Source organism: Yersinia antarctica (genome assembly GCF_056636475.1).
The window spans coordinates 3,294,034-3,305,308 of the sequence record NZ_JBSJQF010000001.1 but is presented as its reverse complement, the minus strand read 5'-3'; the positions used below and the strand labels follow the sequence as shown (position 1 = coordinate 3,305,308).

Below are 11,275 nucleotides of genomic sequence, written 5' to 3'. Positions count from 1 at the left end.
AACGTCAGTGCGAGGCTATACCCCATGAAACGACTTATTATCGGCATTAGCGGTGCCAGCGGTGCCATTTATGGCGTACGGCTGTTACAGGTGCTGCAACATGTCGAGGGTGTGGAAACTCATCTTATTCTCAGTAATGCGGCGCGCCAGACGCTGGCGCTGGAAACGGAATTTAGCGTGAAGGATGTGCAGGCACTGGCCGATGTTGTACATGACTCACGTGACATTGCTGCTTGTATCTCATCCGGATCATTCAAAACGCAAGGTATGGTTATTTTACCCTGTTCAATCAAAACGTTATCTGGAATTGTCCATAGCTATACCGAGGGTTTGCTGACCCGCGCCGCGGATGTGATCTTAAAAGAGCGCCGCCCGCTAGTGTTATGTGTGCGTGAAACCCCGTTGCATTTAGGGCATTTACGCCTGCTGGTACAAGCCGCTGAGCTGGGCGCTACCATTATGCCGCCAATGCCTGCGTTTTATCATCGACCACAAACCATTCAAGATATTGTTGATCAGACCGTTAATCGGGTTATCGATCAATTTGACATCGAACTGCCTGAAGACCTGTTTACACGATGGCAAGGCAATAATTAACATTTTTCCCTTAATTGATACATTTGTGCAACATCGCACTGAAATGGGGCGGATTATGCACCACAATGATCCTGTTTTAGAACGCGTATCATGGCATGAGTGTGGTATTCGATTTTTGTATACGACTTGATGCCTGTATTTCGTGGTGATCGTGCTAGTTAAGCGGTGGTGGAATTAGCTTTCCTACCAGATGATTACTGGCACGATTACTGCAAATTGATTTATGAACGCTCTGGGTTGTACAGAACATTAACGCGCTTTCTGGCATCGAAAATCAATTTGAGGGTTATGTATGAATAAGAAGATGTTGGTTCTTCCGCTAGTCTTAGCATTAGCTGCTGCCAGCAGTGCTTTTGCTGCCATTCCGAAAGATGTCAAAATTGGTACTGATCCAACTTATGCTCCTTTTGAATCCAAAAATGCCAGTGGTGAATTGGTAGGTTTTGATATCGATATAGCAAAAGAGTTATGCAAACGTATCGATACTAAATGTACTTTTGTTGAAAGTGACTTCGATGCATTAATCCCATCACTCAAAGCCAAAAAAATCGATGCCATTATCTCCTCACTCTCCATCACGGAAAAACGCCAGAAAGAGATTGCTTTCACCGACAAACTCTACGCTGCCAATGCCCGTTTAATCGCGACCAAAGACAGTAAAATAGAGCCAACATTAGTCGCCTTGAAAGGCAAACGTGTTGGGGTGTTGCAAGGCTCTACGCAGGAAGCATTCGCCAATGCTGAGTGGCAGCCAAAAGGTATCGATGTGGTTGCCTATCAAAATCAGGACTTGATCTACGCTGACTTGGCTTCAGGGCGCATTGATGCGGCTTTCCAGGATGAAGTTGCAGGCAGTGAAGGTTTCCTGAAACAAGAAGCGGGTAAAGGCTATGCTTTCGCTGGCCCATCAGTAAAAAATGATCAGTTCTTTGGCGTAGGTACCGGTATGGGCTTGCGTAAAGATGATGCGGAACTGAAAGCGGCGCTGGATAAAGCCTTTGCAGAAATGCGCAAAGATGGCACCTACGACAAGCTCGCGAAAAAGTATTTCGATTTTGATGTTTACGGCGGTTAAGCACCTTTGCCGTTAGAGCCTCTGCCAAGAGTGGCAGGGGCCTCTACATGCAATTAAACATAGCAATTAACCAGACTCCTTACTCAGTAAAACAGGATAACCCAGATGCTGGATGGATATTCGAAACTGATATTTGAAGGTGCGCTGGTGACGCTGGAGTTGGCACTGTGTTCAGTGCTGCTGTCAGTGATTATCGGCTTGATTGGTGCCGGTGGAAAGTTATCATCAAACCGGCTGTTATCTGGCTTGTTTGAGTGTTACACCACACTTATCCGTGGTGTACCCGATTTAGTCTTAATGCTGCTTATCTTCTATGGTTTGCAGATAACCCTAAATAGCATTACTGAATCAATTGGTTTTGAACAAATCAATATTGATCCTCTCTCCGCTGGGATTATTACCCTTGGCTTTATCTATGGTGCTTATTTCACTGAAACCTTCCGTGGCGCATATATGGCCGTACCCAGCGGCCAAATTGAGGCAGCGACGGCATTTGGTTTCACCCCTAGCCAGATTTTCCGCAGAATCATGTTTCCTGCCATGATGCGCTACGCACTGCCGGGTATTGGCAATAACTGGCAAGTCATTCTAAAGGCAACGGCACTGGTCTCTATTCTGGGATTAAATGATGTGGTTAAGGCCACACAGTTGGCAGGCAAAGGGACTTACCAGCCGTTTTTCTTCGCTTTAGTGGCCGGAGTGGTCTATCTCATCTTCACCACGGTATCGAATGGCGTATTACTGTGGCTAGAACGGCGCTATTCCCATGGGGTGAAGAGGGCTGAGCTATGATAGAAATCCTGCAACAATATTGGCAAGCGTTGCTCTGGAGCGATGGCTACCGCTTTACCGGGATGGCTGTCACCTTATGGTTACTTATTTCCTCGGTAGTGATGGGCGGGTTACTGGCAATTCCTTTGGCAGTCGCAAGGGTAGCCGAACGGCGTTGGATTCGTTTACCGGTCTGGGTTTTTACTTATATCTTTCGTGGCACGCCTCTATATGTACAATTATTGGTATTCTATTCCGGTATGTACAGTTTAGAGATTGTCCGAGGCAATGACCTGTTAAATGCCTTTTTCCGCAGTGGCTTGAATTGCACTATTTTGGCGCTGACACTGAATACCTGTGCTTATACCACTGAGATTTTCGCCGGTGCCATTCGTTCGGTGCCACACGGTGAAATCGAAGCCGCCAGAGCCTATGGTTTTTCACGTTTTAAATTGTATCGCTGTATTATTTTACCTTCTGCACTGCGTATTGCCTTACCGGCCTACAGTAATGAGGTAATCTTAATGCTGCACTCTACCGCTCTGGCATTTACTGCCACAGTGCCAGATATTCTGAAAATAGCGCGAGATATTAACGCCGCAACTTATCAGCCGTTTTATGCTTTTGGTATTGCTGCCGTACTTTATCTGATTATCTCCTTTACGCTAATTAGCCTGTTCCGCCAGGCAGAGAAACGTTGGCTGGCTCATATAAAACCTCAGGCATCGCATTAAGTACGGAGACCTTATGACTGACACATTAGAAACTAAAATAGCTGAAACCAAACTGTCTGTGACGGAATTGCATAAGCATTACGGTGAACACGAAGTACTCAAGGGCGTTTCACTTTCAGCTAAAGCAGGGGATGTTATCTCCATTATTGGTTCTTCCGGTTCAGGGAAAAGCACTTTTTTACGCTGTATCAACTTTTTGGAAAAACCCAGTGAAGGCTCGATTAGTGTAAATAATCGTGATATCCGTTTGGTACGAGATAAAGATGGGCAGTTGAAAGTTTTTGATAAAAAAGAGCTGCAACTGTTACGCACTCGCCTGACGATGGTATTCCAACATTTTAATTTGTGGAGCCATATGACGGTGTTGGAAAATGTGATGGAGGCGCCGGTTCAAGTCTTGGGGCTGAGTAAGTCAGTAGCCAAAGAGCGAGCTATCCGTTATCTGGATAAAGTCGGAATTGATGAGCGCGCACGCGCCAAATATCCGGTGCACCTATCTGGTGGGCAACAGCAACGCGTCTCCATTGCCCGGGCATTGGCGATGGAACCGGATGTATTACTGTTTGATGAACCCACCTCCGCACTGGATCCTGAATTAGTCGGCGAAGTATTGCGTATTATGCAAAAGCTGGCAGAGGAGGGGAAAACTATGGTGGTGGTAACCCATGAAATGGAGTTTGCCCGTCATGTCTCCAGCCATGTTATCTTTTTACACAAAGGCGTAATTGAAGAGGAAGGCCCGCCGGCTGAACTTTTTGGTAACCCAAAGAGTACCCGCTTGCAGCAGTTCCTTTCTGGTGCACTGAAGTAACATCTCTGCGGGATAGCGATTTTATCTATCCCGCAGCAGTTTGATTAAGCTGAGGGTTTGTGCAGCACATTGCGCAGTGCTTCTTCCAATTCAAAATAACGAAAACCAAAACCGGCCTCTTCCAATCGTTTCGGCACTGCCCGTTGCCCGCCCAGCACTAACGCTGCGGATTCACCCAGTAATAAACGAATCGCGGCGGCAGGTGTGCGGATAACCGCTGGTCTGTCTAACACATCGGCCAGAGTGGCAATAAATTGCTCGTTATGTACCGGATAAGGCGAAACCATATTAAATGGACCCTTGAGGCCATCGGTGGTCAGCAAATAATGGATACCATGTACCATATCATCGATATGGATCCAGGGTAGATATTGGCGACCATCCCCTATCGGGCCACCCAATCCAAGACGTAATAGCGGGACCATTTTGGCTAGTGCACCGCCGTGTGGCGCTAATACAATACCGGTGCGTAACAGGCAAACACGGGTATGACTACTTTCAGCCGCCCGAGCCAGATTTTCCCAGCGTTCGCACAACTGATGGGTAAATTCATCATGTGGCGTCTCTTCTTCGGTAACCAGAGCTTGCCCCTGATCACCATAAAAGCCAACGGCGGACCCTGAAATAAATACTGCTGGCGGTGTCGTGCTGGCCTGTATTAGCGTGGTCAGGCGCTCGGTTATCTGCCAGCGGCTTTGGCATAGAATCTCTTTTTGCTGCGGGGTCCAGCGTTTTTCCGCAATAGGCTCACCGGCCAGGTTGATTACTGCATCAAAACCATTGAGATCATGTTTATCATCCAGCGTTGACCAGCAGGTGACTTGTGCGCCGAGTACCTGATTTGCCCGCTGAGTGTCACGGGTCAGTGCGGTTACTTGATGGGCTTGCGATAAAAGGAAGGCAGTCAGACTGCGCCCTATTAGGCCTGTAGCTCCGGTTATTAATATACGCATAGCCAACCTCCATTTATTCCCTTCTTAATTTGAAGCCGCAGAGGTGTTATCTGCGTTCACTTACCCAAATAACTTACTTGATGCCTGAATAGTGGCAGTCTGGTGTCTCTTTCAGCATAGGCTAACCTACGCTCTTCTCCTACGATACTGAGCATATCTTGAGATTAAAATTTTTATCTCATCAGAGCGTCTGGTGAGTCACATCATTTGGAAAAATAAAAAATTTTAACTAAATAAATGCACCAATCTGTCCGATTAATACGGTATTGAGTGCTTAAGTAATACCACTTCGACGGTAGAAAACGGCCGAAATGGTTATTTTTTCTGAGCAACAAGAACGACTATAAGCCATACGCTGATTATTTTTAAAACACTGATTTTGCGAATTTCTGCTAGAGTGAACAGACTAACCTGAATGGACGAGAGGGCAGTTGGCCTTTTCCCTTGTGAAGTTTGGATGTTTTATAAATAAATATTGGGTGTTTTATAAAAACTCACGGTGGCTTATAAATCCTCCGGCTGAGATCTGGTTGTGATCTCATTGTTGTCCATACACTTTTTCAGGTGCGCATGAAGCTAAATATCGAAGTTAATTGTTCTTATGTATGCGAACCCATACATAGACAAGATGGTAGCTTACTGGCAGTAGAGCTATTAAGCCGATTTTCAGCTAAATCGGTTGATTTGCCCATCGATGTTGAAAAGTTTATTAAAGAATTAGATGTCGACGGAAAGACTAATTTATTCCAGGATCAATTGCGTGCAGTAAAAGCCTATAGCGCTTGGTTTATCACTCACCATGTTTTGCTCTCAATCAATATTGATTTTGATTTGGCGGGAGTGATTGTGACTGATGCCGCAACGCGCCAGTTGTTGGATGAGATGCCCTTCCTACGGTTGGAGATCATGGAGACTTTTTCTAATTTATCCGATGGTATGAATAACCCATTGTTACGGGAATTGGCGCAGCGGTATCCGTTATGGCTGGATGATTTGGGCAGCGGCGGCTCCACCTTGAATGCGGTCACAGCCAATATTTTTGAATATGTAAAAATCGATAAGCATTTTTTCTGGCAGCACAATAAGCATACCTTCCCGATCTTAATCAATAACATTAAGAAATATTGCCTCGGTGTCATTGTGGTGGGCGTGGAAAATGAAGACGAGTCGGCGCAACTTAAGGGTAGCAATATTGATGCAATGCAGGGATATTTATTCAATCCTGTGACATTGGATGAATTGGTATCTCAGCCCTCATTATAACGGTTTCCTCGTATTGTCGTTCACCTTGCGCTGATATTATTTTTTCATGTCGGCGCTGCTTTTTGCGATAAAATTTTTGCATAACAGATATCGATTTTTATCGGATTAATCCGATCAATTGGATGATAGAATAGGCTTCTTTTATCTCTCATTGAGTGCCATGGCGTTTACGTCGCCTGATTTGCTGAGAGTAGACCTAAGAGAAGACGATATCATGAAGTTAATGTTTGCTTCTGACCTGCATGGTTCGTTGCCCGCAACGGAAAAGGTGCTGGCTACCTTCGAGCGCAGTGGTGCGCAATGGCTGGTGCTATTGGGTGATTTTCTTAACCACGGGCCACGCAATGCGTTGCCCGCGGGTTATCAGCCAGCAGAGGTGGCACAGCGCCTTAATGCCTATAAAGAAAGGATCATTGCGGTTCGTGGCAACTGCGACAGTGAAGTGGATCAGATGCTATTGCAGTTCCCGATGATGGCGGGTTGGCAGCAGATTATTATGCCAGAAACCCGTCTATTTTTGACGCATGGTCACCTTTATCACCCTGGCGCACTTCCTCCGTTGCGTAATGGTGATGTCTTAGTCTATGGTCATACTCATCTGCCTGAAGCTCGGTGGCAGGGAGAGGTTATTTGCTTTAATCCAGGTTCGGTCAGTATCCCCAAAGGTGGGTACCCGGCAAGTTATGGCATGTTAGACGAGGGGATTTTACAGGTTTTGACCCTACATAATGATGAATCTGTCACCCAATTGAATTTTAAAAAAACTATTATAAATAGTTAGTTACCCAAAGTTATTGACGTTATGTCAGAGGGTAAACATATAATTAACAATTGCGCGAGTCTCACCGCGCCCAGATAGAAGGTTTCAGAGGATGGTGGAGCAAAATCCAGCAGCAGTCATCGAGTGGGTTGATATTGTTGATGAGCAAAATGACGTTATTGCTCAATCCAGCCGTCAACAAATGAGAGCTCAACGACTACGCCACCGTGCTACCTATATTGTGGTGCACGATGGAATGGGGAAAATTCTGGTACAACGTCGTACCGAGAGTAAAGATTTCTATCCCGGTAAACTGGATGCCACTGCGGGGGGGGTGGTGCAGAGTGGTGAAAACTACCTGGAATCTGCGCGGCGTGAGGCAGAGGAAGAGTTAGGGATAGCCGGTGTCCCGTTTGCCGAACATGGCCTGTTTTATTTTGAAGAAGAGTGCTGTCGGGTATGGGGCGGATTATTCAGTTGCGTGTCCCATGGGCCGTTTGCACTACAGGCTGAGGAAATTGAAGAAGTATGCTGGATGGTACCGGAAGATATCACTGCCCGTTGTGACGAATTTACCCCAGACTCTCTGAAAGCGCTGTCACTGTGGCTGACGCGCAACAATGAGCAGGATTACGGTAAAATTACCCCACGCGAAGATTGATTCCCGCTTAGCCATAAAAAAAGCCCCTTTGCAGGGGCTTTTGTGTATCTCACCTTCATCTCACTGATTATCTTACAATAATACCCAGCAAGATACCCAGCGCACCAAAGTCGGCATCACTGAATGTGGTATTGGCAAAGCCGATATCACCCAGCACTGGCAGTAGGAAGACTGGCAGGAAGGTAATCAACAATCCCTGTGCGAAGGCACCTAAAATAGCGCCACGGCGGCCACCGGTTGCATTACCAAATACGCCCGCTGCCGCACCAACGAAGAAGTGAGGAACGACGCCTGGGATAATCACGGTCATGTTCATCAAATAGAGCGCGAACATACCGATAAGACCTGCGGCAAAGCTGCTCAGGAAGCCAACCAGAACCGCATTAGGTGCATAAGGGAACACCACCGGGCAATCCAATGCAGGTTTTGCATTAGGAACTAACTTATCTGAAATCCCTTTAAATGCTGGCACTATCTCAGCAATAACCATACGTACACCTTGCAAGATGATGTACACACCCGCGGCGAAAGTGATGGATTGCATCAGCGAGAACATGAACCAGTTCTTACCACCACTCAGGCTTTTCACTACTTCCGGCCCGGCGAACAGGCAAGTCACGATGAAAATGATACACATGGTGAATGAGATAGCCACTGGCGTATCACGCAGGAACAGCAAGCTTTTCGGCACATTCATATCTTCAGTCGAATGTTCTTTATTACCGAATTTGCTACCAATAAAGCCAGCCAGCACATAAGACAAGGTAGAGAAGTGGCCAATTGCCACATCATCAGAACCGGTCACTTTTTTCATGTAAGGGTGGGCAATGGCTGGGAAGAACACCATCGCAACCCCAACCACCAACGAACCGATCACAATCAGTGTCACGCCACTGATACCTGCGGTGGCTAGAATTACTGCCACCATCATCGACATAAACAGGGTGTGATGACCGGTCAGGAAGATAAATTTCCATGGCGTAAAGCGGGCAATCAGAATATTGATCACCATAGCGAAGAACATAATCATCGCCATCTCTTTACCAAAACTCTTTTGTGCCACAGAAACGATCGCTTCGTTATTCGGCACCACGCCCTGAATACCGAAAGCGTGTTGGAAGATATTGGCAAAATCACCCAAAGATGAAACCACCAGGCCAGCACCCGCACCTAAAATCACAAAGCCCATGATGGTCTTTACGGTGCCTTTAATACACTCTGTCACCGGTTTTTTCTGGGCAATCAGGCCAATTAACGCAATCAAACCGACCAGAACAGCCGGCTCAGAAAGCACATCACTCATTAAGAAACGAAAGAAATCCATGCCAGCCTCCGCTTACAGCGCGCCTAATTCAGTTAATGCCACAGACAAACGTTCTTTCATGGCTTTTTTATCAATCATGTTATCAAGAGCAACGATTTTTCCACCAACGGCCTGAGCAATCAGCTGTTCGGCAATATCTTTGGTACCGATGAAGATGTCGCTTGGTGTCCCTTTGGCAGAGCCAAGATCCACATGATCCACTTCGGCTGTGACTGCCAGTTCTTTCAGAATACTTTTGATGCTGATTTCCATCATCAGGCTGGTACCTAAGCCGTTACCGCAAACCACTGTAATTTTCATTTTTTTTCCCCTTAAAATTATTATCCGTACAGAATGCTGTGATTAATAACGCGCAATGACAGATTGGATCTCTTGCGGCGTTTGCGCATTAAGTAGGGTTTGTACATCGTTATCGTTATCGAACAACTGAGCGAGTTGAGAAATAGCCTCTATGTGGCTGTTGCTGTCTGTCGCGGCTAACACTATGAGCAGTTTGACCGGGTCATTACCTTCAGCATTGAAAGTGACACCCTCGGTAATGACGGTTAATGCCAAGGCGAGTTTATTCACACCTTCTTCCGGGCGGGCATGTGGCATCGCAATGCCGGGGCCGACTACGTAATAAGGGCCAATCGCCTCATGGGAGAGATAAATAGCCTCGACATAACGCGCTTCAATAGATCCATTATCAATCAGTGGCTTACATGAAATGGCGATGGCATCACGCCAGTCTTTTGCCTGGCTAACCACCTGAATGACGTCTGACGTTAACAGTGTTTTTAACATGATATTGATGACTCCCGATGACTGTTAACCTGAGAGTAGATAGTTATCGTTGCTATTAATGTGACGAATATCTCAATTGGTAGCGCTACCTGATAGCGCTATCAAATTTTGTGATAGCGCTATCATTTGTCGCGTCAGGGCCTTTGGCTATCTCGGAATAAGCCATATACAATGCAATGTATTGTCGAGACCCCGCAGACTGGCTTGTTTTATCCAGACAGAAAATTTTAATCCGACAAGAAATTTTAATTAGGCAGGAACTCAGCATGGAAAAAACGCGCAAGCGCCGTAATACCGGGCGGGTCACTCTATCGGATGTGGCGAATTACGCTGGGGTAGGGTCGATGACTGTTTCCCGAGCGCTGCGAACGCCGGAGCAGGTTTCAGATAAGTTACGTGAGAAGATAGAGCAAGCGGTTGAAACATTGGGATATATTCCTAATCGCACGGCAGGGGCTTTGGCTTCGGGGCATAGTGATACCGTGGCGGTTTTGATTCCGTCGCTGACCGATAAAGCCAGCTCCCGATTTATGCAGGCGCTGCAACAGATTCTGAACAAAAATGAATTTCAGTTATTGCTGGGTTGCCATGAATATAGTCAGCGGAAAGAAGCTGAAATACTGATGACGTTACTGCAAAGCAATCCGGCAGCCGTGGTGATATTTGGCTCACAACTGGCAGATAAAACCTATCAACTGCTTGAACGGGCCAATATTCCTACCGTTAATGTGGTGGGGTCCTATTTTAAAGGGGCGAAAATTACCCTTGAGGCGGCATTTTTTGAATCCGCTTATGCATTAAGCCGTCATTTACTGGAGCGCGGTTATCACAATATTGGTTTTATTGGCGCTCATATGGATAACCGCTTACAACGTCAGCAACTGAATGGCTGGCATAAAGCGATGCTGGAACATTATAAAAATGCTGATCAAACCGTCACCACACCAGAAACAGCCAGCTTACAGTTTGGTCGCTATGCCTTGACGGAAATTCTGCAACGCCAGCCTGAGCTGGATGCGGTTATTTGCAGCCACGAAGATATCGCTTTGGGGGTACTGTTTGAATGCCAACGTCGCTTGCTGAAAATTCCCGGCGGGATCGCGGTTGCCTGCCTGGATGGTTCTGATAACTGCGATCAGACTCACCCGACGCTGACGTCGATGCGTATCGATTACCGGAAGATGGGTAAAGATGCTGGCAAGATGTTGATCGAACTGCTCGAGAGTGAGGACGATGGCGAGTTGAGTGAACCGGTTAGCCAGAGTTTCAGCTATAAATTTGAACCACGGCAGAGTACCTGAGGCTAGCGCCAAACAATAAAGGAAAACCGCCCCACAGGGCGGCTTACCGGGCTTACTTGCCTGACGTGTTGATTATCACCGTGATTGAGTTATTGAAAATACGCCGACCCCCATTCCCGGATGTTAACAATGCGCCAAATACAACGAGCACAATACAAAAGTACCGTTTCATTGTGCGGTCCATGCTTAGACCGCTTCACGCCAGCACCACCGGTGATACTACCGTGAATACAAGTACA

The 11,275-nt window shown here is 46.6% G+C and carries 13 protein-coding genes; 9 read left to right on the top strand and 4 right to left on the bottom strand.

Annotated features, from left to right (window positions below; all coding sequences use genetic code 11):
• Positions 1-24 precede the first annotated feature (24 nt).
• The 5 genes from ACWJJO_RS15335 (at position 25) to hisP (ending at position 3,988) form a co-directional block, all read left to right on the top strand.
• Complete coding sequence (locus ACWJJO_RS15335) at positions 25-597, top strand: UbiX family flavin prenyltransferase (protein WP_083158239.1); 573 nt, start codon at positions 25-27, stop codon at positions 595-597.
• Positions 598-889: 292 nt separating this feature from the next.
• Positions 890-1,672 (top strand): histidine ABC transporter substrate-binding protein HisJ, encoded by a 783-nt coding sequence (gene hisJ / locus ACWJJO_RS15330; protein ID WP_083158240.1) that lies wholly within the window; start codon positions 890-892, stop codon positions 1,670-1,672.
• 105 nt (positions 1,673-1,777) lie between these two features.
• Positions 1,778-2,464 carry a histidine ABC transporter permease HisQ gene (locus ACWJJO_RS15325; protein WP_083158241.1) on the top strand — a complete coding sequence of 229 codons (687 nt, stop codon included), beginning with the start codon at positions 1,778-1,780 and terminating at the stop codon, positions 2,462-2,464.
• Positions 2,461-3,177 carry an ABC transporter permease gene (locus ACWJJO_RS15320; RefSeq protein WP_083158242.1) on the top strand — a complete coding sequence of 239 codons (717 nt, stop codon included), beginning with the start codon at positions 2,461-2,463 and terminating at the stop codon, positions 3,175-3,177. The genes ACWJJO_RS15325 and ACWJJO_RS15320 overlap by 4 nt, the downstream gene beginning before the upstream one ends.
• 13 nt (positions 3,178-3,190) lie before the next feature.
• Complete coding sequence (gene hisP / locus ACWJJO_RS15315; RefSeq protein WP_005192680.1) at positions 3,191-3,988, top strand: histidine ABC transporter ATP-binding protein HisP; 798 nt, start codon at positions 3,191-3,193, stop codon at positions 3,986-3,988.
• Between the two features lie 44 nt (positions 3,989-4,032).
• On the opposite strand, the gene ACWJJO_RS15310 is transcribed toward hisP, so the two are convergent.
• On the bottom strand, positions 4,033-4,941 hold the full coding sequence (locus ACWJJO_RS15310; protein ID WP_481091208.1) for a TIGR01777 family oxidoreductase: 909 nt from the start codon (positions 4,939-4,941) through the stop codon (positions 4,033-4,035).
• Positions 4,942-5,511: 570 nt separating this feature from the next.
• On the opposite strand from ACWJJO_RS15310, the gene ACWJJO_RS15305 reads away from it, so the two are divergent.
• The 3 genes from ACWJJO_RS15305 (at position 5,512) to yfcD (ending at position 7,625) form a co-directional block, all read left to right on the top strand.
• Positions 5,512-6,204: an EAL domain-containing protein gene (locus tag ACWJJO_RS15305; protein ID WP_193784623.1), complete on the top strand. Its 693-nt coding sequence runs from the start codon at positions 5,512-5,514 to the stop codon at positions 6,202-6,204.
• 214 nt (positions 6,205-6,418) lie between these two features.
• Positions 6,419-6,985, top strand: coding sequence for a phosphodiesterase (yfcE, locus tag ACWJJO_RS15300; protein ID WP_372569384.1), 567 nt, complete (start codon positions 6,419-6,421; stop codon positions 6,983-6,985).
• A gap of 91 nt (positions 6,986-7,076) precedes the next feature.
• Positions 7,077-7,625, top strand: coding sequence for an NUDIX hydrolase YfcD (gene yfcD / locus ACWJJO_RS15295; RefSeq protein ID WP_083158246.1), 549 nt, complete (start codon positions 7,077-7,079; stop codon positions 7,623-7,625).
• Between the two features lie 67 nt (positions 7,626-7,692).
• On the opposite strand, the gene ACWJJO_RS15290 is transcribed toward yfcD, so the two are convergent.
• Genes ACWJJO_RS15290 through ACWJJO_RS15280 form a run of 3 tightly spaced genes read right to left on the bottom strand, consistent with a single transcriptional unit; the run spans position 7,693 to position 9,735 of the window.
• Positions 7,693-8,949 carry a PTS ascorbate transporter subunit IIC gene (locus tag ACWJJO_RS15290; RefSeq protein WP_005277900.1) on the bottom strand — a complete coding sequence of 419 codons (1,257 nt, stop codon included), beginning with the start codon at positions 8,947-8,949 and terminating at the stop codon, positions 7,693-7,695.
• A gap of 12 nt (positions 8,950-8,961) precedes the next feature.
• The gene (locus ACWJJO_RS15285; RefSeq protein WP_083158247.1) at positions 8,962-9,249 is read right to left on the bottom strand and encodes a PTS sugar transporter subunit IIB; all 288 of its coding nucleotides are present in this window, start codon (positions 9,247-9,249) and stop codon (positions 8,962-8,964) included.
• 42 nt (positions 9,250-9,291) lie between these two features.
• Positions 9,292-9,735, bottom strand: coding sequence for a PTS sugar transporter subunit IIA (locus ACWJJO_RS15280; protein WP_083158248.1), 444 nt, complete (start codon positions 9,733-9,735; stop codon positions 9,292-9,294).
• Between the two features lie 266 nt (positions 9,736-10,001).
• Between ACWJJO_RS15280 and ACWJJO_RS15275 the strand changes: the two genes are divergently transcribed.
• Positions 10,002-11,036, top strand: coding sequence for a LacI family DNA-binding transcriptional regulator (locus ACWJJO_RS15275; protein WP_083158249.1), 1,035 nt, complete (start codon positions 10,002-10,004; stop codon positions 11,034-11,036).
• The last annotated feature ends 239 nt before the right edge of the window (positions 11,037-11,275 follow it).

What these genes read in the sequence shown, in the direction of transcription:
- hisP (WP_005192680.1), top strand. Translation starts at nt 3,191, where the DNA reads ATGACTGACACATTAGAAACTAAAATAGCTGAAACCAAACTGTCTGTG.
- ACWJJO_RS15285 (WP_083158247.1), bottom strand. Translation starts at nt 9,249, where the DNA reads ATGAAAATTACAGTGGTTTGCGGTAACGGCTTAGGTACCAGCCTGATG.
- hisJ (WP_083158240.1), top strand. Translation starts at nt 890, where the DNA reads ATGAATAAGAAGATGTTGGTTCTTCCGCTAGTCTTAGCATTAGCTGCT.
- ACWJJO_RS15305 (WP_193784623.1), top strand. Translation starts at nt 5,512, where the DNA reads ATGAAGCTAAATATCGAAGTTAATTGTTCTTATGTATGCGAACCCATA.
- ACWJJO_RS15290 (WP_005277900.1), bottom strand. Translation starts at nt 8,949, where the DNA reads ATGGATTTCTTTCGTTTCTTAATGAGTGATGTGCTTTCTGAGCCGGCT.
- ACWJJO_RS15320 (WP_083158242.1), top strand. Translation starts at nt 2,461, where the DNA reads ATGATAGAAATCCTGCAACAATATTGGCAAGCGTTGCTCTGGAGCGAT.
- ACWJJO_RS15335 (WP_083158239.1), top strand. Translation starts at nt 25, where the DNA reads ATGAAACGACTTATTATCGGCATTAGCGGTGCCAGCGGTGCCATTTAT.
- ACWJJO_RS15280 (WP_083158248.1), bottom strand. Translation starts at nt 9,735, where the DNA reads ATGTTAAAAACACTGTTAACGTCAGACGTCATTCAGGTGGTTAGCCAG.
- yfcD (WP_083158246.1), top strand. Translation starts at nt 7,077, where the DNA reads ATGGTGGAGCAAAATCCAGCAGCAGTCATCGAGTGGGTTGATATTGTT.
- ACWJJO_RS15275 (WP_083158249.1), top strand. Translation starts at nt 10,002, where the DNA reads ATGGAAAAAACGCGCAAGCGCCGTAATACCGGGCGGGTCACTCTATCG.
- ACWJJO_RS15325 (WP_083158241.1), top strand. Translation starts at nt 1,778, where the DNA reads ATGCTGGATGGATATTCGAAACTGATATTTGAAGGTGCGCTGGTGACG.
- ACWJJO_RS15310 (WP_481091208.1), bottom strand. Translation starts at nt 4,941, where the DNA reads ATGCGTATATTAATAACCGGAGCTACAGGCCTAATAGGGCGCAGTCTG.
- yfcE (WP_372569384.1), top strand. Translation starts at nt 6,419, where the DNA reads ATGAAGTTAATGTTTGCTTCTGACCTGCATGGTTCGTTGCCCGCAACG.